Origin of the sequence: Lysobacter auxotrophicus (genome assembly GCF_027924565.1) — a bacterium.
GTDB lineage: Bacteria > Pseudomonadota > Gammaproteobacteria > Xanthomonadales > Xanthomonadaceae > Lysobacter_J > Lysobacter_J auxotrophicus.
This window is the reverse complement of record NZ_AP027041.1, coordinates 2,084,128-2,109,298: the sequence shown is the minus strand read 5'-3', so window position 1 is coordinate 2,109,298 and position 25,171 is coordinate 2,084,128. Positions and strand designations below refer to the sequence as shown.

The following is a 25,171-nucleotide window of genomic DNA, read 5'->3' as shown; positions in this document are numbered from 1 at the left end:
CGCAGCACCCATTGGGTGCGGCGCACGGGGCGGGCAGGCTCTTGCTCGACTTCCAGGATCGCGTCTGCCGGGCTCTGGATCCAGCATTGGGTACCTAGACCGGTAGCGGCCGGCAAGGCGACCGCCAATCGCTGACCGAGGTGCAAGTGGACGTCACGCCCAGAGGCGCTCTCGTCCAGTTGCACTTCCGGCGCCACGGTTGGCACGGATGGAAGACGAGCCATACCTTTCACCCAATGCCATCCGCACAGAACGACCACGAGCGTCCCCACGACGGACCACGGCGTGGACCCGCGCTTCAATCAGTTCACCTTCACCAACAGACGCGCGCCGCTGGTGTCTTTGGTCGCACTCAGCGCGAGGTAGTAATGCCCCGGGGCCGGATTGGCGACGGTGATCGCCTGGTTGATGCCCGGGCGTGCCGAAGCGCCGACGTTCGAGTTTGGCAACGGATCGGCCTCGTACCCCAGCAGCAGCTGTACTTCGCCGCGACCGCCGTAGGTGGTGATGTCGATCTTCGTCGCGCCGGCGGGCACGTCGATCGTGTACAGCTCGCGCTCGCCCGTCGCCATCGGCGGCAGCACCATCGCAATGCCCGGCGTCGTCGGCAGGCCATTGATGGGCTGGCCGAAGCTACGCGCGCGTTCGACCGCGGCGGCCGCGTCGAGCAGGCCGGCGCCGTTGGCCTGCGTCTGCTTCACCGGGAAGGCGCGCGTGGTCGCTTTCAGCAGGCCTTCGACCTGCGCCGGTGTCAGCGGCGTGGTGACCACGCTCTGCATTAGCGCGACCACGCCAGCTACGTGCGGCGTCGCCATCGACGTGCCCGTGTAGCCGGCGTAGATGTCGCTGCCCGGGACCGTAGTGCCATTGTTGAGGGTCGACCAGATGTAGCCGCCCGGGACGCCTTCGGTGCCCGCACCACCCGGCGCGGCCAGGTCGACGCCCGCACCGTAGTTGGAGTAGCTCGCCCGCTGTCCTGACGCGCCGGTGGCGCCGACGGTGACGACGTTCGCGCAGCTGGCCGGCGCGTGGCCGGTGACCGGGGAATTGTCGTTGCCGGCCGCCACCACGATCGTCGCGCCGAGCCCAACGGCGGCGTTGATCGCCGTCTGCGTGTCGACTTCGCACTCGTGCGCGCCGCCCAGGCTCATGTTGATGACTTCTGCGGGATTCGGGTTGTCCGGCACGCCGTCAATATGGCCGCCGGCCGCCCACACGATCGCGTCGTTGATGTCGGAGGTATAGCCGCCGCAGCGGCCCAGTACGCGCACCGGCACGACCTTCGCGTTGTAGGCGATGCCCGCACCGCCCACGCCGTTGTTGGTCACCTCGGCGATGGTTCCCGACACGTGTGTGCCGTGCCAGCTGCTGTTCTCGGCCGGCGCACCGGCACCGCACTCGTTCGCAGCGGAGTAGTCGCCGGTGTCCCAGCCGCCCGGCACGCGGCCGTCCGTGGCACGACGCGAGACGAAGGCGTCGGTGATGAAGTCGTAGCCCGGCAGCAGGTTCGGTTCGAGGTCGGCGTGGTGCGTCGCGCCGGTGTCGATCACCGCCACGACGACGCCCGCGCCGCTGGCGCCCGAATCCCACGCCGTGGTGACACGCGCGCCGCCGGCACCGGTGCCGTAGTGCCACATCTGGTGGCTGGTCAACACCGGGTCGTTCGGCAGTGCGGCCGCGTGCATCAGACGGTCGACAGCGACGGACTCGACGTTCGGATCGGCGGCGATGGCGCGCATCAGCGCTTCGGCTTCGGTGCGGTTCAGGCGCTGCGTGGCCTTGACCACGTGCTTGCCGCCGACGGTTGCGCGCAGCGACTGCACGTGCAGCGCCGCGTTACCCTGCAGCGCGGCGATGCGCGCGCCCATCTGCGGACGCGCACGCGTCGCGGCGGCGTCGAGCGAACGCTGGCGTGCATCGGACTGCGCGCGCTCGGCGCTGCCGGACTTGTACTTGACGATGAAGCGCGGCGACAGCGTGGCGTCGTCGAGAGAGGTGAGGTCCACGGTGCCGGCGAACACCGGTGCGCAGGCGCCCGCGATCAGTAGGCTGAGGACGGTACGGCGAAAGATCATGGCGATTTCCTGGAGTGCGAAGGAGTGGTCACGGCGCCCGCGATGGGCGCCGTGCGTTGTCGTGGGATGGGTTAGAGGTCGATACCGAAACCGACGCCGGCGGAGCTGTCGTCGCTGCTGAAGGCACCGCCGATGCTCATCGACGCGCGATCACCGATCGCTTTCGAATAGCCGACCGACAGCGCGCTTTCGCCGTTCTGCCAGCCGGCACCGACCGCGACACGACCACGCGGGCTGCGACTGCCGGCGGCGTTGATCGCCATGTTCATCATCGCGCTGCTCATCGCGCCCTGGCGATCGATGCGTTCGTCCTGCTTGCCCAGCCGGTAGCCGATGTCGTTGCGCAGGTCGTCGAAGTTGTCGTTCCAGGCCTGCATCTGGCTGTCGGTATAGGCGTTGGCGCGCGTGAGCGTCTGCGTCGCGGTGGTGTCGGTGTAGGCGTTGGCCGATGCGACCGCCGCCGCGTCGCCGTCCTGCACCTGCTGCACGTTGGCGGCGTCGGTGGAGGCGGTGCCGGCGGCGACATTGGTCACGCGGCGTTGCTGCGAAGCATTGCCCACCGACACGGTGTTGGCCTGGTCGGCGACGGCGCCCTGCCCCAGCGCGACCGAACCGCTGGCGCTGGCGTGGCTGTCGGCACCGACCGCGACGGCGTTGTCGGCCGCGGGATCGACGATGGCGTTGTTGCCCAGCGCGGTGCCGTTGGCGGCGCCGACATTGGCGCCGTGGCCGATGGCGGTGTCGTTGGCGTCGGTGGCGTTGGAGCCGGTACCGATGGCAAGCCCGTTGCCGGTACCCGTCGGCGCGCCGCCGGCGGACGGCGCCGGGTTGGCAGCGGTGGTTTCCAGCGTGGAGACGCGCGCGTTGAGGCCATTGAAGGCCGCATCGATGGCACTGAACGTCGAGCCGACGTTGCCGTAGCTGCCGCCCATGAAGGAGAAGCTCGGCGCGGAGATGCCCTGCGTGCTCACGGCCGCACCACCGCCCAGTGCGGTCGCGACCGTATCCAGCTGCGCGCCGATGGTGCCGCCGACGTTGGTGACGACAGCATCGAGCTGGCCCTTGTTCACCGCGTCGGTGCTTTCCACGCCGTCGGCGACGTTGACGATCCTGCGCTCGGCGCCGGCGCTGCCGACGGAGACGACGTTATCGCGGTCGGCGCTGGAGTTCATGCCGATGGCGACGCTGTTGAGGCCGTACACATTCGCGCCGCTGCCCAGGGCGAGCGCGCCGGCGGTATCGGCCACTGCGTAGCTGCCGAGGGCGACGGCGTCGTCGCCGCCGGCGTACGCGTTGTTGCCGCTGGCGATGCTGCCAGCGCCGATGGCGAAGGCGTTCGTGCCCGTTGCGATGGATGAGTCGCCCGCTGCGTACGCGTAGTTCCCGACTGCCGTCGCGGACGCGCCTGTAGCCTGGCTGTTCTCGCCGAGCGCGGCGCTGCTGTCGCTCAGCGCCTGTGCGCCGTTGCCGACGGCCGTGGCGCCAACGCCAGTGGCGAGGCTGGCATTACCCATCGACAACGCGGCATCCTCGCTCGCGTAGGCGCCAGTACCGAAGGCGATGGCGTTGCTGGTCTGGCCGCTCAAGCCTGGCGCGGTGCTGGCGTCCTTGCCGAATGCGATGTTGGCCGTGCCCGTGTAGCCGTCAGCCAGGGCGTTCTCGCCGATGGCAATGCTCTTGTGGAACGTCGCGACGGCATTCGTGCCCAGCGCGATGCTGTCCAAGCCGTACGCGACCGATTCGGAGCCGATTGCGACGGCTTCGGCGTTGTAGGCCACGCTTTGATTGCCGACGGCAACGCTGGCACGGCCCTGCGCGCTGGCGTTGAAGCCGACTGCGGTCGCGGCGCCGATGACCGTGGGGTCAATGGAATCGAATTGCGACGTGGGCTGGACCGAGTTGTATTCAGTGTCGCGATCGCCGGCGCGTGCCGCAGCGCCGAGGGCGGTGCTGTAGTTGCCCCACGCGTAGGCGCCGCCGCCGTAAGACGAGGCGCCCAGGCTGACGGCGTAAGCCTTGCCGTACGGGTTGAAAATAGCGCCAGGGCCGGTGACCGCCGGCGCGCCGAAGGCGGCCTGCCAGTCGAGCCAGCCACCGACGGCGGTCGCGCCCTGGCCGACTGCGGTCGCCGCGTAGCCGATCGCGGCGCCGCTGCGGCCGTTGACGTATGCGGAGTAGCCCACGGCCGTGCCCATGCCTCGGCCGACGATGGCGTTGGAGCCGATGACGGTGGAGTTCATGTCCTGCCAGATGACATCGTAGGGCGAGTAATAGATGTCACCCAAGGTCTGTGCACCGGCGCCGATGACGACGTTGTTGTTGCCCATCGACCGGGCGTTGTTGCCGATGGCGACCGAGTTGACCGCGGATTCCGCCGTGCTCAGGGTGAACAGGCCGTACGAAGGGCTCTGCCATTTGGTGACCTTGTTGCCGTCGACAGTCGCGCCGTTGCCCAGGGCGATCGAACCGGTGCCGTTGACCGCCGCGTTGTTGCCGATGGCGACCGAATTGGTCGTGGGCGCCTCGACGGTGGTGATGGCGCGCGTCGTGATGGTGTCGCCTGTGCTCTTGTCTTCGCTGAATATGACGGTGCCGTTGACCGAACGGGTCTTGGCGTTGGTGCCCATCGCGATCGAGTTGCTGCCGTTCGCGCTGGCGTTGGCGCCGACGGCGACGCTGTTGACGCTGCTGCCCGCAGGCGTGGTCGGCGTGGTCGGCCCGATCGTGCTCGCCCAGCCGCCGGTGCCGTTCTTGTTGACGTCCGTCGTTACCTGGTTCGATCCCGCATGCACCGCGCCGGCCTGGTTGCCGATGGCGACGCTGCCCGCGGTCTTGGTGACCGCGCGGACGCCAATGGCGGTGCTGTTGTCGCCCACGGCCTGCGCGGCGGCGCCCATGGCGGTGGAGTTCAGGCCGTTGGCCCAGGTGATCTCGTCCGGGTCGACGTTGCCGTCGCCGTTCAGGTCAATCCACGAGCCGACGGCGGTGGCGTTCTTGGCGTTCGCGGTGGTTTCGTCGCCGATGGCGGTCGAGCCGTCGCCCGCCGCCTTCGCGTCCGGGCCGCATGCCAGGGCTTCGCTGCCGGGCGCCGAACTGTCGATGGTCAGCGGCGTGCCGGTCGCGTTGTCGACCAGTTGGCAGTTCGTGCCGGCGTAGGCCGGAAGGGCGAGCGCGGACAGCAGAGCGGCGGTAAGAACGTGCCGCTGGAAGCGGCGCTGGTTCGCAGGTTGCATGGACGGACGGCTCCGGTTGGGTAAGCCGTCAACCTCGCCGAGCAATTCCCGTGCCGGGTGACATGCGCAGGACAGCGCCTGTCATCGGAGTGACAAATGTGACATCGCCGTGACAAGTCATTGATTCTGCGGTAGCCCCTGACTTGCGCGCCTGTTCAGCCCTACACTCACCCGCCGGGCGAGGCCGGCCCAAGCCCGGCCGGGGGCACTTGGATGCGCTGCACGTCGAACTTCACTTCCACGCGCCGGTTCGGCAGCAGGCACTCCTTGAGCCTGGCACCGGTGTAGCCATCGCAGGCCTGGACCTGCTCGGTATCGCCGCGCCACTCATACGTGATGACCTCCGCCGGGATGCCTTGCGCAATGATGTACTGCCGCACCGCCATCGCCCGACGTTCCGACAGGCGCTGGTTGTAGTCGCTGCCCGGTCGCGCGGTCAGGCGGTCCGCGTGGCCGACCAGCTGGACGCCGACGACCTTCAGCTTCTCCTCGCCCACGCGCCGGAAGGCGTCGTCCAGTGCCGTGCGCGACTCGGCCCGCACCCGGCCCATCGTGTCCTGGTCGAAGTCGAACAGCAGGTTGGCGGTCAGCGTCATGTTCTGCGGCACCGGCGTGCAGTTGCGGGCCAGCGCCTCGGCTTCGTTGGTCAGGTCCTCGGCCATCTGGATGTAAGGCTTGGCGTGGCGCCACTGCTGCTGGTTGAACTCGTTGCCGGCGTGGACCAGTTCGACCTCGCCGCAGGCCACGGCCTGCTGGGCGCACTCGAACCCCGGCGTGCCGTGGATCGCGCCCAGCCGCTTCCACAAATCCTCGCGCAGGCGGCGGGCATCGTTGACCAGCGGCGTGTCGTCGGACGGCGTGGCGCCCTGCTCCATCGCGCTCACCAATTGCGCCGACTGGTCCAGCGCGTCCTGCGGGAAGTCGCTGCGGTCGTTGCGGCTGTATTCGTGGAACGACACGTCGAGCCAGCACTGCGCCTTGGCGAGGTGGTAATCGCGCACCGGGCGGCCTGCGTCGTTGAGCGCCTGGATGCGGTCCTGCGTCGCCTGGTAGGTGGAGTGGTCGGCGTAGATCGCCTCGTCGGTGATGCGCTGCTTCTGTGGCGTGAGTTGTGAAGGCGCGCCCTGCTGCGCGAAGCCAGGCGTGGCGCAGGCCAGCAGGAGTCCGAGGGTCAGTCGCGTGCGGTGGGGTGTCATGTCCGGTGTCCTCACTTCTGCGCCGGCCTGCGGTAACGGTCGTCGTCGCGCAGGAACAGGTTTTCGTCGAACTTGAAGCGCAGTCGGATGAAGGCGCCTTCGTCCGTGTATTCGTAGCCGGTCAGGTCGGGGTCGCCCTCGAAGCCGACGAAGTTGTAGCCCACCGACAGCCACAGGTTCTGCCGCAGCAGGCGCCCGATCTCCACGCCGTACGCGTACTGGTTGGCGTCGTAGTCGCCCTGGAAGGTGGACGCGAGCACGCCGACGTCCCAGTTCTCGGTGATGTCGTACACCACGCGGCCGGACACCAGCACGCCACGGAAGCGGTCGTCCACGCGTCCGCCGTCGTTGTAGACGAAGCGGTCTTCCTGCCACTTCGCCGCGACGCGACCGGTCAGCCACCACGGCCGCGACGGATGCCAGTCGGCGTGCGCGGAGACGATGTGCGCGCGCGTGCGGATATCGGACCCGATGTTCTGCTCCGGCAGGCCCGCGATGCCGATGCCGCTGTTGTCTTCTTCCAGCTTGTACTCGTAGCGCGCCAGCGCGTTGACGCGGTTGCGGTCGGTGTCGCGATACGCGACGCCCAGCTGGAAGCGGTCCTGCAGCACGTCGCCACGCGCCTGGTAATCCGTCGCCAGCAGGTAGTTGCGCGCCAGCAGCGTCCAGTCGCGGCTGAGCTTGCGCGCCCACAGCAGCTGGAACAGCGTGGTGTTGAACTCCTCGTCGGTGACGGTGCCGTCCACGTCGCCGGAGACGCGGTACTCCACCCGCATCGCGCCGCGCCACAGCGGGTTGGCGCTGTAGTCCAGGCCGAAGGCGAGCGCGGTGGTGTCGCCGGTGTCGCCGTCGTAGATCTTCACGTGTTCGGCGGCGGTGCTCAGGCGCAGGCCCTCCTTGATGTCCCAGTCGTTGCGGATACCCGACGCCATCTGCACATCGCGCCCGCTGATCGCATCGCGCAGCCGGTATTCGCTGAACACCTGCGTGTCCTTCAGATACGTGCTGTCGATGCCGAACACGATCGCGTCGGCTTCGCGATCGGCCGTCGTGATGCCGAACGCGCTGGTCAGGCCGGTCTGCCTCTCGTAGCGGCCGTACAGGCGATTGCGTTCCATCAGCCGGTAATCGACGCCGAGCGCGACCCGGTTGCGGTCCTCGCCGTTGAAGTCCTGCTCGTACTCGCCGCCGACGACGAACTTGTCGTTGATCTTGTAGCCGGCACCGACGTGCACCGTGTCCGATTCCAGTTCCGTGCCGACCGGCAGGTCCGACGTCGGCACCGTGCCGTCGCTGCGTATCACCGGCAGGCCGGTCAACGGATCCAGCGGCTGCTGCCCGTACCCGAGCGCGCCACCCGCGCTGCCCGTGGCGAAGCCGCCGCTGAGGCCGCCCGTGCTGCCGAACGGCGGCGAGATCGACCACGGCGAATACGCGCCGATGGTTTCGCGGATCGCGCGCACGCCGAAGTCCAGTGTGAGCCGCTTGCTCGCACCGATGCGCACGCCCGCGCCGCCGGCGTTGCGGTCGCCGCCGTCGGGGTTGCGGTCTTCGCTGCGCAACGCTTCGACGTAGAGTTCGAAGCGCTCGTTGATCGTCCACGTCAGTTCGAGGTCGTACTCCCCTCGCCCGCCGTACAACGGCGAGGACGGGTTGTTGAACGCCGGGTCGCTGCGGCCGGCGAACAACGTTGCGTCGAAGTTCTTGCCGTCGTGGCCGAATTCCAGCCGATACGCATCGCCTTCCACCTCGCCGCTGAGGTTCTGCAGGCCCGGCGTCGCGTACTGGTTGATCGAGTTGGTGTTGACCTCGCTCTCCGTGCGCGCCGCTTCCACCACCAGCCAAGTGTTCTTGCCGAAACGGAAGCCCAGGTTCGCGCTGCCCATGCGGAACGGCGCGAACGGATTCTCGTCGTTCACATACGAAGCGCCGGCTTCGATCGACCTACTCAGCCGGAACTGCGCATCGATGCCGTAGACCCAGAACTTCTCCGTGCCCTGGTCGAGTTCGTAGGTGATGCGCAGCGAGATCGGGTTGAGTTCGCTGTCGAACGCCGGCAGGAACTGGTTGAGCAGGATGCGTCCGGAGAACGGCTCGAAGCTGTAGTCGACCAGCCGCCCCAGCGGCCGCACCGAGACGATGCGGCTGGGCTGGTTGCGGTCGCGCGTGATGACTTCGACGCGTTCGCTGCCTTCCAGCACTGCGTTGTTGCTCAGGCCATACGGGCCGCTGCCCTGGCTTGGGAATTCGTCGATCACCTGCCGCAGCGAGTCTTCCATCGCGAACACGTTGCCGCGCACGCGCTTGCCTTCGAAATGCCAGCCAAAGCCGGTGGCGGTGCGGTTGTAGTTGCCCAGGCTGCGCATGACGATCCTGCCGCTGGTTGCCACGCCGGTCTGCGAGGCCAGCGAATCGCCGGTCTGGAAATCTCCGTACAGCAGATAGCTGCGGTTCTTGTCGACGCGCACGTACAGGCGTTCGGCCGAACGTGCGTCGAAGCCGCGCAGCGAGGAATCGCCGTAGACGGGATAGAACTCTGCCGGCTGGATGTCGCGCAGCAGGCGGCCACGCACTTCCTTGTCGGAGTCGTAGGCGGCGGTGAGCAGGTACTCGCCCTTGATCGTGCCCTTGACGAAGAACGCCGCGCGCGCGGCGCCGTTGGCCTTGCCGTTGTTGAACTCGCGCTCCCAGCGGCGGATGTCGCGATCAAAGCCGTCGTCGCGACGCACCGGATCGAGCGAGCCGCCATTGCGGAAATTCACCACGCCTTCGATCAGGCCGGTGGCGAGCATCTCGCGCATTTCCGGCAGGAAGCTGACGGTGTTCTCCGCCGACACGCCGCCGGCGGTGATGCGCAGCAGCACGTCCTGCGGCACGTCGGGTGCCAGCAGGTCGAACTCGGCGCGGCCGTCCTTCACCGGCAGCTGGATGCCCGGCGTAACGCGGTCGGCGTCGAGCTTGCCGGGGCCGAGTTCGTCGGTGCGGCCACCCGGCAACTGCACGCGGCCACCGCTGTATTCGATGGTGGCGAAGCGGTCGCCGGCGAGCGGGCGCTCGTCTTGCCCGAGCAACTGCACGACCACATGCACCGGCGACTGGCCGTCGGCCGGGACGCCGTCGCGGTCCACATCCACGCGTACGACGTCCACGTCGGTGTTGACGCTGTAATCGACGTTGCCCGATTGCACGTCGAGGGCGTGCGGTGGTTCGTCGGTCGTCGATGGCGTCTGCGGATACAGCGCCGTTGGAGCGCCGAGCGCCGGTTCGAAGCGGTGGTCGGGCACGGCCGGCGCAGTCGTGTCGGCTGGCGCCGGTGCGATGTCGCTCGACGGCGCGGCGTCGGTCGTCGCCGGCGCCGTCGTCGCCCCAGTCGCCGCCGGAACCACGTTGTCGATGCCGCCACCGACGCCCACGCCCGGCGGACGCTGCGTGCCGCGTGGCGCGACGATGGTCGGATCCTGGCGCGCGGACATCGTCGCGCCCGACGGCGCACCCAGCGGCTGCGTCTGGAAGCTCAGCGGCGCGCCCTGCACTTCCGTCTGCGGTGCCGAGGTTTCGCCCTGCGTGCGGCGCGCCTTCACCTGCTCGAGCACTTCGTTCGAACCGCTGCCTTCGATGAAGTCGGCGCGATGCAGCTCGCCGTTCTTCAGGTCGATGAAGAGGCTGGTGGCATCGCCGAGGTTGCGGTTGCTGCTGGTCGTCAGGCGCGAGCCGAGCGGCAAGGTGCTCGCGTCGACTTTCAGCGTGTGGCTCTTCGGCGGCAGGCCGCAGTAGCTGTACTTGCCTTCGGAGTCGGACACCATCCAGGTGCCGTCCTCGAAGTAGAAGCGCACGCCCGGGATGCCCAGTTCCTCGTGGTCCTGGATGTGGTTGTTGTTGCCGTCCACGAAGATCTTGCCGAGCACGCAGCCTTCGTCGGTGAACACGCCGCCGGTGACGCGTACGCGGTACTGCGCGCGGTTGGACGGCACGGTGCCCGGCAACGGCTGTAGCGTGCCCGGATCGACGCAACCGCCCTCGATCGAGCAACCGAATGCCTGCGCGCGGTTGATGCCATCGCCCTGCATCGAGCCGATGCCGATGCGCACGCGATAGCTCAACTGGATCTGCTGGCCCGGGCGGATCGGGCCGACGTCGAACACCAGCCGCGGACCCGGCTTTCCGAGGGGATCGGCGATGCCGCGGCCGTCTGCGCGCGCCGTGCCGTCGATGTAGGTGAAACCCGGCGGCAGGTTGTCGATGACGTTCACGTCGTCGAGCGCTTCGCCCGCGGTCTGGTGGATGGTGATGGTGTAGAGCAGCGTGTCGCCGAGTTCGACGACCTGCCGGTCGCCGGTCTTGGTGATGACCAGGCCGGGCGCCACCGCCGGATCGAGCGGGATGTGGTTGTGCACGATGCTGGCCGTCGCCGAACCGGACGACAGCGCCAGGTAGTACGCCGTCCCCGCACCGACCGGCGCGGTCGGTGCCGCCGGCTGCGGCTGCACGTCGAACGTCGTGCCGACGGCGCCCGGCGGATTCAACGTGCCCGGTTGCGTGGGAATTACGGTCGAGGGGAAGGCGAAGCCACCCGGCGGCGTCACGCGCAATGTGTAGTCGCAACGCGGTGGCGCGGTCGGTGCGAACAGGAACTGATAGAAGCCATTGGCGCCCACCGTCATCGAGATCGCATTGCCCTCGATGCTGTAACCGCCGGCGCCGCCATTGAGGATCGACGTCGCCGGATCGAAGCTGGCGCACGTTCCGCTCGGCGCGAGCGTCACCACCGAACCCGGCACCGGATCGCGCGTGACCACGTCGTACACCACGCCACCCGGATCGACCGGCAGGCTCTGCTGCGGCAGTTCCGCGCCGGACTGCAGCACGACTTCCAGCTGCGTGATGCTCTGGTCCGTCACGCGGCACGTGCTGGCGGTGCCGCCGGCGATGGCGGCGTCCGCGTCGCACGGCGCCGGCGGGCCCGCGGCGGTTTCGCCGGTGACGGGGAAGCCCCACAACACGCCGGACGTCGGATGGCGGAAACGCAGGTAATGCCGCACGCCGGGGATGAGGTCCGGAATGCGGTACGTGCCGTCGGCGGCGGTGAGGACCTCGGCGACGAGGTTGCCGGTGGCCGCATCGACGAACTCGACGTGCCATCCGTCGAGGCGCACATCGCCGCCATCCAGGTGCGTGTCGTCGCTGCCGGCGTCGAACCAGACGGTGCCCGAGACGGCCGACGCGAGCTGGATGGGCGTAGCGACACGGCAGGCGTTGTGCGTGATCGCCGGATCGCACACCGGCAAGCCGGTGACATCGCCTTCGAACGCCGCGCGTTCGGCCGGCGACGGCACGTGTGCTTCGTCCTCGCCCCCGCCCTGCACCAGCACGGCGTTGTTCACCGGCGAATTGGCGAGGGCCGACGCATCCACGCGCGCCTGCACGAGGATCGCGTCGGCGCGCGTCTCGTCGCGCGCGATGGGCACGCTGCTGGTGCAACTCAGGCGCGATTCGCCGACGGCGCCGGTGCAGGCCCAGCCGTTGCCGGTCGGTGTCGCGGCCAGCGTCAGGCCCGGCGGCAGGCGGTCTTCGACCACGTAATCGCCCGCCGTGGTCTTCGGACCGGTGTTGCGCACGCGGATGCTGTACTTGGCGATGTTGTTGACGGTGAACTGCGCCGGCGCCGCGCTCTTGCTGACCTTCAGGTCGGGCGAATCGGCGATCTCGCCGAAGTTGGCGCCGATGGCGGCCGCGCCCGGCGTCAGCGTGATCTCGCTGATGGCCGACGGCAGCGTGCCGCGCGGCGTGGCCACGCCGTCGGGCACGCCATTGACGGTGCCCGGGGTGGTCACGCCGTCGGTCGTCAGCGGCGGCTGGTCGGGTTCGGTCACCGTATAGGTGCCCGGCCGCAGCGTGTCGAAGCGGTAATCGCCATTGGCGTCGGTAGCGGTGGTGCCGTTGACCACCAGTCGCATCGCAAGCGCGTTGAACAGCGCCGACATCGGCGCGTTGACCGCCTGGCCGAGGTCGTCGTTGCCATTGAGCACGACGATGACGTTCGGGATCCCCGCTTCGCCATCGTCGTAGGCGCCGTTGAGGTTCTCGTCGATGTAGACCTTGCCGGCGATGGACGCGCCCGGCGCCTCGCCGAAGTTGTAGTCGGTGGCGTTCTCGTTGAGTGTCATCACGATGCCGCTGATCTGCGACGGCACCGTGTTCGGCGCGGTCGCCGTTCCGCCGGAACTGCCGGGCACCGTGATGCCGTTCACCGTGCCGGCCGGCTGGTTGGGCTCGGTCACCGTGTAGGTGCCGGCCGGCAGCCCGGTGAACTCGTAACGGCCGTCGGCGTCGGTGGTATCGGTGAGGTTGAACGGCACGCCGGTCAGCGTCTGGCCGGACAGCTCGACCGTCACGTCGGCGATGCCGGTTTCGCCGGTGTCGATCACGCCATCGTTGTCGACATCCAGCCACACGCGGCCGGCGAGCGAACCGGTCGGGAACTCACCGAACAGGTTGTCGATGTGCGCCTGGCCCGACGGCAGCACGATGCCGCTGATGCGCGAGGGCACGGTGCCGGTCGCGGTGGGCGAGCCGCTGCGCACGCCCAGGATGTTGCCGGGGTCGGTGATGCCGTCGGACGTGGCGGGCGGTTGGTCGGGTTCGGTGAGCGCATACACGCCCGGCCGCAGGTTCTCGAACTGGAATCCGCCCAGCGGCCCGGTGGTGAGCGGCAGGCTTACGTTCTGTGCGAGGTCGTCGATGCCCGAGAGCACGACCGCGACGTTGGCGATGCCCACTTCCACACCGTCCTGCACGCCATTGCGGTTGCCGTCGATGTAGACGCGGCCGGTGATCGTGCCCGGCGGAATCTCGCCGAACAGATAGCCATCGACTTGCTGGCTCACGCCCAGCGCGATGCCCGACACGCGTGAGGGCACGGTAGCCGGATCGGTGGCCGTACCGCCGCCGGTGCCAGCAACGGTCGCACCGCTCAACGTGCCGGTCGGTTGCGCCGGTTCGACGACGGCATACGTGCCCGGCGGCAGGCTGGTGAACGCCCACGTGCCGTCCGGATTGGTGGTGACCGAACGCGCCACCGCGCCACCGCCGCTGACGACGCCGGCCAGGTCGATCTGCACGCCGCCGATGCCGTTCTCGCCGGTGTCGATCGCGCCGTTGTTGTTGTTGTCCAGCCAGACGCGGCCGGCGATTTCGCCGTCGGCGATCTCGCCGAACAGGTTCGTGATGGACGCGTTGCCCGCCCCCAGCGCGATGTTCGAGATCGCCGACGGTGTCGTCGTCACCGGCGTCGCCGTACCGGAGGGCGCGCCGTTGATCGTGCCCGGCGTCGTGATGCCGTTCGTGGTGCCTGGTGGCTGCGTGGGTTCGGTCAGCGTGTAGGTGCCGGGGCGCTGGTCGGCGAAGGCGAACGCGCCGTTCGCGTCCGTGGTGGCGTCGGTGTTCACGGCCGCGCCGGTGTCGGTGGTGCCGGTGAGCGTGACGGTCACGCTGGCGATGCCCACTTCGCCACCGTTGATGAGGCCGTCGTTGTTGAAGTCGTAGAACACGCTGCCGGCGATGGACGCGGGCTGGATCTCGCCGAAGTTGTAGCCGGTGCCGGGAACGCCCGCGGTGGTGACGATGCCACTGATCGAAGACGGCGTGGTCGCGCGATCCGTCGCCGTGCCGCCCACCGTGCCCACCACCGTGGTGCCGTTGAACGTGCCGGTGGGCTGCACGGTTTCGGTCACGGTGTAGGTGCCCGGCACCAGGCCGGTGAAGACATAGTTGCCGTCGGCGTCCGTGTTGACGTCCTGCAGCACCGGGATGCCGTTGTTGTTGATGCCCGTCAGCCGCATCGCGATGCCGGCGATGCCGGTTTCGCCGGAGTCGATGACGCCGTTGTCGTTGGTGTCGAGCCAGACGCGGCCGCTGATCGCCACGTCGGTCGGGTTCTCGCCGAAGTTGAAGTCAGTGCCCTGCCCGTTGCCGACCGCCAGGTCGATGTCGGAAATGCGGTCGGTGGTGAGCGGATCGCCAGCCACGCCGGTGCCGCGCGTGCATCCGCTCGTGCACGGCGCGCCGCTGACCAGGCCCGGGTTCACCGCCAGCGGCGCGTTGTTGAACGTCCCGGCCGGCAACGGCTCACGCAGCGTGTAGACCACGTTCGGATCAAGGTTGACGAAGGTGTACGCGCCGTTGGCATCGGTGGTCGCGGTCTGGAGCACGGCGCTGGTGATCGCATTCAGCAGCTCGACCGTCGCGCCGACGATGGGCGGGTCGGTGCCGACCGTGCGCGTGTTGTCGGAGTTCGCATCCGAATAGACGAAGCCGGACAGGCTGGCGTTGATGAGTTCAGGGAAGTTGTAGCGAATGCCGGCATCCTGCCGACCCACCGGGATCGTCGCGAAGCTGGAGTTGCCGTTGGCACCGCCGCGCGCGTACGTGCCGCCGAGCGAGGGCGCGTTGCCTCCCGTCGCGGGTGGATCGACCGGGCCGTTCACGTAACCGGTCGGTTGCGTCTGCGTGATCGCGTACCCACTGGCATCCGACGGCGACAGTTCACCGAACGTGAAGTTGCCGCTGCCGTCGGTGGTCGTGGTGAGGCTGATGGCGTTGCCGTAGACGTCGGTGCCCGCCAGCGCGAGCGTCACGCCGGGAACCCGCGGTTCGGCCGAAGCGTCCTGCGGCACGCCGCCGTTCGCGCCGGCGCGGTCGCGATCCTCGAACACGGTGCCGGTGATCGTCGAGGCGATCACGCCCAGCGGCACCGTCGCCGTGTCGTTGCCGTTGGTGTTGTCGACCTGCTGCGTGGACACGGTCGCGGTGTTGCTGCTCGTGCCGCCGGCGGGCACCGTGTCCCAGCGCGCCGGGACGATGATGCGCACGCGACCGCCATTGCCCGGCGCGAAGGTGACATCGCCGAGGTCGCACGTCACGGTGCTGCCGGCGAGCGAGCACGTGCCGGTGCCATTGGGCACATCGCCCACGCCGACCGACGGGCCGACCTTCTGCCAGGTGATGGTGCCGGTGACGATCACCCCTGCCGGCAGCGTATCGACGATGCGCGTGCCGGGCCCGTTCAGCGGATTCGTGCCACTGCGATCCAGGCTCAGGCTGGAGCCCGGGCCGTTGTTGACCGCTTCGATCACGTAGAAGAACGGCTCGCGTACGGTCACCGGATCGACCGTGGGCGGCAGCGCGACGGTCGGATTCGCGTCCGGCGCCTGGGTGACGGTCGTCTTCGACACCGCCATGTCCACGCGCGTGCGGATGCTGGTGTTCTCGTCTTCGCTGTTGTTGCCCGGCTGCGTGTCGGTTTCGTTTCCGGATGCCGTGGCCGAATCGTTCAACGTGTCGCCGGTCGCGCTGGGCGGCGTGAGGTACTCGAAGCTCAGGTAGATCGCGCTCTGGGCGTTCACGTTGATGACGCCGAGCTGGTCGCTGCCGGGGAAACCGGCGCCGGGCATGATGCACTCCAGCGTCATCGTCGCCGGGCCGGTAACGGGGTTGGAACCGGCGGTGATCGCGCAGCGGTTGGGATCGAACGGCCCGCCCGCCGTGGCCGACGCGCCGGCGTAACGCACCGTGGCGCCCGCCTGCGGGGAGATGGTGTCGGTGATGCGCACGCCCGTGGCCGCCGACGGCCCGCCATTGTTGATCACCGTGATCTGGTAGGAGACGAAGTTCTGGCTGGTGTCGTTGGGGTCGTAGCCCATCGGGTCGACGCCGCCGGTGAAGCCGACGTCGACCTTGTTGGTGATCAGGTCCACCTCGCCGGTGGCGAAGGTGAGCGCCGCGGTCTTCTGGTCGTCGGCATTCGTCGGATCGGTGTTGAACTGGTAGTTGCCGAACCCGTCCGCGCCGTTGCTCGGGTCGGGCGTGCCGTCGCCGTTGAAGTCGAAGAAGAAATCGCCGGTGTCGGGGAACGCGCGCGCCGGGTTGCTGGTGAGGTTGAAGATCGGCGTGAGCGTGATGGTCAGGCTGTTGCTCTGCCCGCTCGCCATGTCCAGCGGCGTGCAGGTGATGGTGAGCAGCCCTGCCCCCGCGCCTTCGGTGTGGTAGCGCGTGCCGCCCGGCGCGGCCACGGCGGTGACGTTCGCGCCCGGCACCGCCGTGCACGTGGTCGTTCCGCCGCCGTCGCGCACGGCCGTGTTCAGGACGAAGCCGGAGTCGTTCGGCGGCAGCGCGATGACATCGCGGAACACCACCGCGCTGGCCGTCGACGGACCCTGGTTGTGGTAGTCGATGCGATGCGTGCTGGGCACGCCCACCTGCCCCTGCGCGCCGGTGGTGATGGTCTTGGCGGTGGTCTGCACGTTGGCCACGCGCGGGATCCGCACGTAGTCGCCCGCGGAGTTGTTGCTGTCGTCGATCTCGCCGATCGCGCCGGGCACGGCCGGATCGACGCCGACCCCCGCGGTGTTGCACCAGGAACCGGCCGGCATCGCCGCCCCACCGCAAGTGCCCGCCGGACGCACGGCGCTGTCGAGCATCGGCCCGTTCACGGTGATGGGAATGGTCACGCTGGCGCCGCCCGCCAGCACCGTCGCATCGGAGCGGCACACTAGGCTGCCGTTGGCGTCGATGGTGCACGTCCAGCCCGCGGGTGCGACCGCACTGGCCGTGGTGACGCCGGGGATGAAGCCGGGGATCGGATCGTTCACCACCACGCCCGGCGTTCCATCCGGACCGGCGTTGGTGATGGTCAGCGTGTAGGTGAAGCTGGTGTAGGTCACCGGCAGCGTGTTGTCGGCCTCGCCCGCGCCGTTGGTCTGCTTGGTGATCGACAGATCCGCCGACTGCACCGTCGAGCCGCTTCCGTCGCCGGAGCAGTCGTTGCCCGGATTGCCGTCGACATTGACGCCGCCGCCGGTGATCGGCTCCAGCGTCCCGCCCGAACCGCCGGTGCACGCGGTGTTGGTCAACGTGCCGGGTTCGCGTGCGCGCGTGGTGATCGTGAGCGGCGGCGCGCTTTGTCCGGGCGCGAGCGGCAGCGCCGAGGCATCGAGCGTGCAGGTCACCGTCTGCGGCGTGCCCGGTCCGATGTAGACCGGCGGCGCGACCGTGCACGTCCACGGCGGCGTCGGCGATGCGCCGAGGAACTGCTCGCCCGGCGCGAGCACGTCGGTGACCTGCACCTGGCCCGTCGCCGAATCCGGGCCCTGGTTCGTGACGGTAATCGTGGACGTCATCTGGCTGTCGAGATCCGGCTCGGTGCCGTCCCACACGTTGACCAGCGGCGGTTGCTTGTCCTTCGTCAGTGCCAAGTCCGCGCCCGGTGTCAGCACGGTGAACGTCGCGCTGCCGCTGTCGTTGCTCGGCTCGGGATCGGGCGTGTCCGAATCGATGGTCGCGGTGTTGGTGACATCGCCGCTGCTGCCCGGGCCCGTTGTGGGCACCGTGGCGTCGATGGTGAAGGTCGTGCTGCTGCCGGCCGGCAGCGCGCCGGCGGTGTAGTCGCATCGCCGGTTCTGGTTTAGTGGACCGGTCACGCAGGTCCATCCGGCGGGTTGCGATCCGCCCGTGATGGTGAACCCGGGCGGCATGTTGTCCACCCAGAACACGCCCGTCGCGTCGTTCGGCCCGCGGTTTTCCACGACGATGGTGAAGGTCACCGTTTCACCCGCGACGGCGGGCGCTGGCGTGACCGACTTACCGATGGCCAGGTCCGCACCTGCGGTGATGCCGACGTCCACGCTGTCGCTATTGTTGCTGGTGTCCGGATCGGGCGTGGTGGGCGTGACGACCGCCGAGTTCACCAGATTGCCGCTGCTCGCCGTCGCCTCCGCCTGGAACGTGTAGGTCGCCGTCTGGCCCGCGGGCAAGGTGCCGGCGAAGGTGCCGTTGGGTCCGCTGAACGTCCAGCCGGTGCCGCTCGCGCTGCCGTCGATGTAGACCAGCCCCGCCGGCAAGGAGTCCTGTACGGAGAAGTTGGTCGAGGGGCTGGGCCCGTTGTTGGTCACCGCGATGGTGAAGGTGACGATGCCACCGGCGACGACGGGATTGGGTGTGGCGGACTTGTCGAGCGACAGGTCGGCCGAATCGATCAGCGTCGTGCTTTGCGACGCGGTGTTGTTGGTGGGGTTCGTGTCGGCCGCGAAGAACGGGTCGGTCGGCGGCAACTGATCCAGCGGCACCGTCGGATCGGGCAAAGGCGCCTGTCCCACGGCGGCATCGATTTCGACCAACCCCGGTTGCAAGCCGCCCGTATCGACCTGGATCTGAAACGTCACCGGTTGCCCGCCGATGAGGATGCCGTCGAGCGCGCCCATGTCGCATTCGATGCGCGTGGGCACCGTGGCATTGGCGGTGCAGAACGGCGGCAGCGACACCGCCGTCGTTCCCGGCGGTAGATCGAACAGGACGAAGGTTCCGGCCGCTGTATCGGCCGAAGCATTCTCGACCGTCACGCTGTAGGTGACGACGCCTCCTGCAGGCGTCGGATCCGAGCCCGTATCCGACAGGTCCGTAATGCCCAGGTCCACCGCGAGCACCGGTGCGCTGATCGCGCTGAGCAATGCCAGCAGGCTGCCACGCAGCCACGCGCGCCAGCGCGGGCCGATGCGATGAGCGTGCCTTGGTATACCCAGCGAGGCAAAGAGCACCCGGTCCTCCCGATACCCCTTACGGAACGGTCGCTGCGGCTACGCATGGAACCCGATGCGAACCGTCCAGGATGCGCGTCACCTAGTGACGTCGAATTCTTGGGAATGAAGCTGCTGGAGCTAACGTGGCCCGACAGAGTCGGGCCGTCTTCGCAGACGCCAATGACTCGCGAAGCAGGGTCGAAAGCAGCAAGGCACGATGCGTCTGGTTCTCTCGCGCTCGAAGATGGCCGACGCGCGTGGACGAACGACTTGATGGGTGTCTGTCGTGGAACGCGGATCGAGCGTTGAGGTCGACCACGCATCAGCGGGTACACAGGTCGACATCCCCATGACGATCCTCGTTGTGTCGACCTCAGCCGTGAGATGGATCCGGTGCGCACATGCGCGGCACCTGAACGGACTCCGAACAAGAGGTTAGTTTCAAAATCGTGAGTGAATCGTGAGGAATTCAGCCGCTGAATGCGCGGTACGCGCGGTTGCAGGCATCGACTAGCGTGTTCAGCGAGATGATTTGTCGGAATGACGCTTCCGGCCCTGATCCTCAGCCCCCGTCACGCATCGCCTGGCGCGCTGGCGAAGCGGGCGCCGCTGTAACGCGGCGCTCGCTTGCGGGGGTCAGTTGCTGCTTCCAGCCGGGGATTCCATCTTCCGCTGCGCTTCTTCCAGCGCCTTCTTCATGCTGAGCGTGTCGGCGCCCTGCGACGGCGGGAAGTCCATCAGGCTCTTCAGGTGCGCGGCGATGATGGGGCCCGCCGCGGTCGGCGCCCACAGTTTGCTCGCGAAGAACTTGCGGCCGATGTAGCCCCATTCGTGCGACTGCGGATCCATTTTCTCCATTGGATCCATCAGCAGGTTCATCACGTATGGCACGCTTGGGTAATACTTCGAATCCCACCAGCTGCCTTCGCGCTTCACGCCGATGTGCATCTTCCATCCATCCACGCGGATGGCCATCAGGTCGGTTTCGTCGTAGTAGAAGATCTCGCGACGGGCGCCCTTCTCGCTCTTGCCGGTCCACAGGTCGAGCTGGTTGTAGCCGTCCAGGTGCACCTTGTACTTGGTGCCGTTCATCTCGTGGCCCTTGAGCAGCTTGTCCTTGATGTCGGGCAGTCCTGCAGCCGCGGCCAGGGTGACGAACACGTCCTCGTGATTCTGGATCTGGTTGGAGACGCTTCCGGCCTTGATCTTCGCCGGCCACTTCACCAGGTGCGGCACGCGCACGCCGCCTTCCCAGGTCGTGCCCTTCTCGCCACGGAAGGGTGCGTAGCCGCCGTCGGGCCACAGCATCAGTTCGTTGCCGTTGTCGGTGCTGTAGACGACGATCGTGTTCTCCTCGATGCCGAGTTCGCGCAGCTTGTCGAGCAGTGCGCCGACGTGCTCGTCGTGTTCGAGCATCTTCGCGCGGACCACGTCCTCTTCGGCGCGGCCTTCGTCCACGGCCATCTGGATGTACTTCTGCGTGCAGTGCGAATGGATGTGGATGGCGGTGGTGTTGAACCAGCAGAAGAACGGCTTGTCGCCCTTGCCCGCACGATCGAGCCAGTCCAGCGTCTTGTCGAGCACTTCCTTGTCGAAGGTCAACATGCGCTTGCGCGTCAGCGGGCCGGTGTCCTCGATCTTCTGCTTGCCGACCCGGCCGAACTTCTCGTCCGTGGTCGCATCGTCCTTGTCCGAGGTCCACGCATGGAGCACGCCGCGCGGCCCGAACTTCTTCTTGTATTCGGGATTCTTCTGGCCGGGATAGTCGAGTTCTTCCGGCTCCTCCTCGGCATTGAGGTGGTAGAGGTTGCCGAACCATTCGTCGAAGCCGTGCATCGTCGGCAGGAACTCATTGCGATCGCCCAAATGGTTCTTGCCGAACTGCGCGGTCGCGTAACCGGCCGATTTCAGAACTTCGGCCAGCGTCGGATCGCTCGCCTGGATGCCGCGCGTGGAGCCTGGAATGCCGATGGTCGTCATGCCGGTGCGGATCGGCAGCTGTCCCATGATGAAAGCCGCGCGTCCGGCAGTGCAGCTGGGTTGGCCGTAGTGGTCAGTGAACAGCATGCCGTCGCGCGCGATGCTGTCGATGTTCGGTGTTCGCCCCATCATCCCGTGGGTATAGGCACCGACGTTCCATGTGCCGATGTCGTCGCCCCAGATCACCAGGATGTTCGGGCGGGATGAGTCGCCTTTGCCTTCTGACTTCTTCGCTGCAGCTGCCATTTCGGGCCTCCAGGCCACGGGGATAGCCAAATAGCGTCGAATTCGCCACGGCCGCGGCGAAGAGGCGTTGATGATCCATGCAGAAACGTCAAGTACGGGTGAAGCGCTGCTCGTGAAGAGAGCGTGACCTACAGATACGCGCCGACAGATTAAAAACCGCTCAGGCGCGCCGGCTCGGCGTCTAGATAGGAAGGCAGCTAAAACGGTGACCGGGAGAGCTTGGAATGTCGAGTCAGGATTCAGTCGTGCCCACACCAACGAGTACGTCTACCGAACTAGCATCGCGTCGCACCGGCATGGCGTTTCAGCGAACGCGCCTTGCTGCCGACCGCACCTTGATGGCGGTAATCCGAACCTCGCTTTCGCTAATCAGCTTCGGCTTCACAATTCACAAAGCGTTCGAGCGCCTGAAGGATATGCAGGTCATCGAGCATGCGGCATCGGCGCGGAACTTTGGTTTGTCGCTCGTTGTGATCGGGTTGCTGGTACTGATGATGGGTATCGTCTACCACATCTGGTTCATGCTGGCACTTCGCAAGCAACGCGGTGGACTGCGTACCTCCGGCCTCATCCATGGTGAAAGCCCTTTTCCGCCCTCCATGACGCTCGTCGCAGCGTTTCTGATTCTGGCGCTCGGTTTGCTAACGTCGATTAGCATGATCTACCACATTGGCCCATATACCTGAGCACTCCCACAACGCACTCCGGGGGAAAAGCACATGGAAGGCACACGCGAGGTCTTGCACTCAATAGCCGAATGGGCCGTGCTCCTGGTGGACGTCATGGCCGTTGCTGTCGCGGTGTTCGGCTCGATCGCGACATTCATCGCTGGAGCGAGATGGCTGCTATCGCCTACGTATGCCGCACGCGTCCCCATTCGCGCGATCTGGGTGTGGTACGCACGGTGGCTTGTGGCCGCGCTGACGTTCCTGCTCGCGGCCGATATCATCGAAACCACCATTGCGCCCAGCTACGAAGACCTCATTCGCCTAGGCGTCATCGCCCTCATCCGCACGTTCCTGAACTATTTCCTCGACAAGGACCTGCAGGAGTATCGCGGCAGCCTGGAAGACGCCACGACTGGACGACGCCATGAAGCCTGAGCGGGTTGTCCGCATTCTGACCTCATCGAAGCTGGCGGCCGTCTCGGTATTCTGCAGGTGCTCGAGAATGGGCACGCAGTTGTTGTCCGCCTTTGTTACGCATATGCCGTGCTTTTCAACGTGCGCGGGAGCAGCGTCTGCATGAGAGGCCGGCCGCGACAACACACCAGCCGGTTAGACGGCAAGTATATCGAGTTGGCCGACCTGCCTTAGGACACGGGAGAGCGCAAATGGGATTCGGTGCTGAACTTGAGAACTTGTCGTTATGGGTTCTGGCGCTCCTGCTCTTCGCCGGAATGCTCGTCGCGCGCGAGCTCGGTAAGTTTCTACGTGATCGGCGCAAGCTGCCGGATGCTGACACTGAGAACGACAGCGATGCGTTCGCGATGACGTCCGTCCTTGGCCTGCTGGCGTTGCTGATCGGGTTCACGTTCTCGATCGCATTATCCCGATATGAATCCCGGCGGGAGCTGGTCGTCAAGGAAGCCAATGCGATTGGTACGACGTGGCTCAGGATGCAGCTGCTCGACGCGCCGGAACGTGCCCGCATGGAGGATCTGCTACGCCGTTACGTGAATACCCGCGTCGCCTTCGGCGAGGCGTCCTCGCCGGCCGAGGAAATAGAGCAGTATCGCCGCTCGGAAGCCATGCAGAATGATCTATGGGCTGGCCTGATAGCCGCAATCGCACCCTTCCGTGACACTCCTCGCGCATCATTGCTAGTCACCACGACAAATGAATCCATCGACCTGGCCGCCGAGCGCTTCGCTACGCGACAGGCACACATACCGCCAAGGATTCTCCGGATGCTGGTTCTGTTCGCACTATTGGCTGCAGGCATGGTGGGCTACGAACGCGGCCACCAGCGTCGGGCAACAACGCTACTGTTCATCCTGCTAACACTGGCTGCAACGCTTGTGGTGGATTTGGACCGCCCCTCGACGGGCATGGTCAACGTACCCCAAGACCCGATGCTCGAGCTGCGCGCTTCGATGCAGCCGCAGGCCCACTAGCGCTTCCTAGACAGAGATGGAGTCCCGTATGCGCAACAGTCAGAGCAGCCAAGAGATCAAGCGACCGCAGCGCCTCCGGGAACAGCCGGTACCACCTCTCCCCGTGGTGGACAAGACTGATGCCGATGGCGCGTCAGTCGAGTACTCGCACTACAGGACTGGCCTGTCTCACCATCGCACGGAGCTTTCCGAGCACCGAACCTCCCTGTCTGAGTACCGAACCGATCTGTCGATGCGCCGCACGGACCTGTCAGAGGGCCGGACAGAAATGTCGATGCGACGAACGGGCATGTCTTATCAGCGCACACGCCTCAGTGCTGACCGTACGATGATGTCTATTATTCGTACGGCGTTATCGCTCATTGGGTTCGGTTTTACCATCTTCCAGTTCTTCGGCCATCTGCAGTCGTCTAATCTCATCGAGTCGACAAGCCATGCGCCTAGGAACTTCGGCACGGCGCTCGTTGCCATCGGCATCGTCCTGCTGACTTTGGGTATCGCCTATCACGTGCGCTTCATGCTAGGCCTACGCCATGGACGCTCTGAAATGAAGGCAAGCGCTCTGGTCCATGGCGAGAGCGCATTTCCGGTTTCCTTGCCCCTCGTGACGGCAGTGCTGCTGTTGCTGCTCGGACTACTCGCGATCGCAAGCATGGTTTTCGGCCTGGCCACACTTGGCTGAAGTGCTAATAACGCCCCATCAGGCCACCTATGAATGACATCGCCCGCCACGTTAAGCAAGGCAACATTATCATTTCAGATCGCGGAGACATGGTGTGGATCCCAGGCGGCGTGTTTCGCATGGGATCAAACCACCACTATCCCGAAGAAGCGCCGGCTCACAATGTCAGGGTGGACGGCTTCTGGATGGATCGCCACACGGTGACCAATGATGAGTTTGCGCGCTTCGTGGCCGACACCGGCTACGTGACTAGCGCAGAGCGCCCGGCAGATGCCGCGGATTATCCCGGCGCCGACCCGAGCATGCTCGCCCCCGCGTCCGTGGTCTTTGTGGCCCCGAATGGCCCCGTCGATCTTCGCGATCCCCTCCGGTGGTGGCAGTACCTCGCGGGTGCCAATTGGCGCCATCCCAGAGGACCAGAAAGCACACTCGAAGGCCTCGGCGATCATCCTGTCGTTCACGTTGCCTTCGAGGACGCGGCGGCGTACGCCCAGTGGGCAAAGAAGGATCTTCCCACCGAGGCTGAGTGGGAGTTCGCCGCACGTGGCGGACTCGATTGCGCAGAGTACGTTTGGGGAGACGAACTAACCCCCGGTGGGGAGTATCTCGCAAACACTTGGCAGGGCGACTTTCCCCATCAGAATCTTGTAAGCGACGGCCACCGCTGGACCGCGCCGGTCAGATCGTATCCGCCCAATGGCTATGGCCTTTACGAAATGGCCGGTAACGTTTGGGAATGGACAACAGATTGGTACGTTTCGCATAGCGAGATCCACCATTCCTGCTGCACTCGCGACAATCCGCGCGGCGCTAGCTTGCAGGAGAGCCACGATCCCCGAGATGCGTTGAGAATTCCTCGGCGCGTCATGAAGGGCGGCTCCCACCTTTGCGCTCCCAACTATTGTCGCCGGTACCGTCCCGCAGCACGTATGGCGCAACCAGTCGATACCTCAACCTGTCACCTCGGCTTTCGTTGCATTGTGCGCGCAGCGCCCCCTCCAAATCAAAGGCGGCACGGGTCGTAGGCGAGCTCAGTCACACCGAATCCATGTGTGTACGGGCGGGCAGAGGCGG

10 protein-coding genes are annotated in these 25,171 nt (G+C 66.8%); 5 read left to right on the top strand and 5 right to left on the bottom strand.

What is annotated here, in order from left to right:
- Nucleotides 1–302: 302 nt before the first annotated feature.
- The 5 genes from LA521A_RS09310 to LA521A_RS09290 form a co-directional block, all read right to left on the bottom strand.
- Nucleotides 303–2,075, bottom strand: a complete 1,773-nt coding sequence (locus LA521A_RS09310; RefSeq protein ID WP_281778635.1) for a S8 family peptidase — start codon at nt 2,073–2,075, stop codon at nt 303–305.
- A 71-nt stretch (nt 2,076–2,146) separates the two neighbouring features.
- The gene (locus LA521A_RS09305; protein ID WP_281778634.1) at nt 2,147–5,308 is read right to left on the bottom strand and encodes a YadA-like family protein; all 3,162 of its coding nucleotides are present in this window, start codon (nt 5,306–5,308) and stop codon (nt 2,147–2,149) included.
- Nucleotides 5,309–5,475: 167 nt separating this feature from the next.
- Nucleotides 5,476–6,504 (bottom strand): OmpA family protein, encoded by a 1,029-nt coding sequence (locus LA521A_RS18940; protein WP_343226689.1) that lies wholly within the window; start codon nt 6,502–6,504, stop codon nt 5,476–5,478.
- An 11-nt stretch (nt 6,505–6,515) separates the two neighbouring features.
- Nucleotides 6,516–19,091, bottom strand: a complete 12,576-nt coding sequence (locus tag LA521A_RS09295) for an SdrD B-like domain-containing protein (RefSeq protein WP_281778633.1) — start codon at nt 19,089–19,091, stop codon at nt 6,516–6,518.
- Between the two features lie 618 nt (nt 19,092–19,709).
- Nucleotides 19,710–21,299, bottom strand: a complete 1,590-nt coding sequence (locus LA521A_RS09290; protein WP_281778632.1) for an arylsulfatase — start codon at nt 21,297–21,299, stop codon at nt 19,710–19,712.
- A 245-nt stretch (nt 21,300–21,544) separates the two neighbouring features.
- Between LA521A_RS09290 and LA521A_RS09285 the strand changes: the two genes are divergently transcribed.
- The 5 genes from LA521A_RS09285 (at nt 21,545) to LA521A_RS09265 (ending at nt 25,122) form a co-directional block, all read left to right on the top strand.
- Entirely contained in the window at nt 21,545–21,985 is a 441-nt protein-coding gene (locus LA521A_RS09285; protein ID WP_281778631.1) for a YidH family protein, read from the top strand.
- Nucleotides 21,986–22,018: 33 nt separating this feature from the next.
- Nucleotides 22,019–22,402, top strand: a complete 384-nt coding sequence (locus LA521A_RS09280; protein ID WP_281778630.1) for a DUF1622 domain-containing protein — start codon at nt 22,019–22,021, stop codon at nt 22,400–22,402.
- A gap of 230 nt (nt 22,403–22,632) precedes the next feature.
- Nucleotides 22,633–23,415 carry a bestrophin-like domain gene (locus LA521A_RS09275; protein WP_281778629.1) on the top strand — a complete coding sequence of 261 codons (783 nt, stop codon included), beginning with the start codon at nt 22,633–22,635 and terminating at the stop codon, nt 23,413–23,415.
- Between the two features lie 28 nt (nt 23,416–23,443).
- Nucleotides 23,444–24,097, top strand: coding sequence for a YidH family protein (locus LA521A_RS09270; RefSeq protein WP_281778628.1), 654 nt, complete (start codon nt 23,444–23,446; stop codon nt 24,095–24,097).
- A gap of 29 nt (nt 24,098–24,126) precedes the next feature.
- On the top strand, nt 24,127–25,122 hold the full coding sequence (locus tag LA521A_RS09265) for a formylglycine-generating enzyme family protein (protein ID WP_281778627.1): 996 nt from the start codon (nt 24,127–24,129) through the stop codon (nt 25,120–25,122).
- The last annotated feature ends 49 nt before the right edge of the window (nt 25,123–25,171 follow it).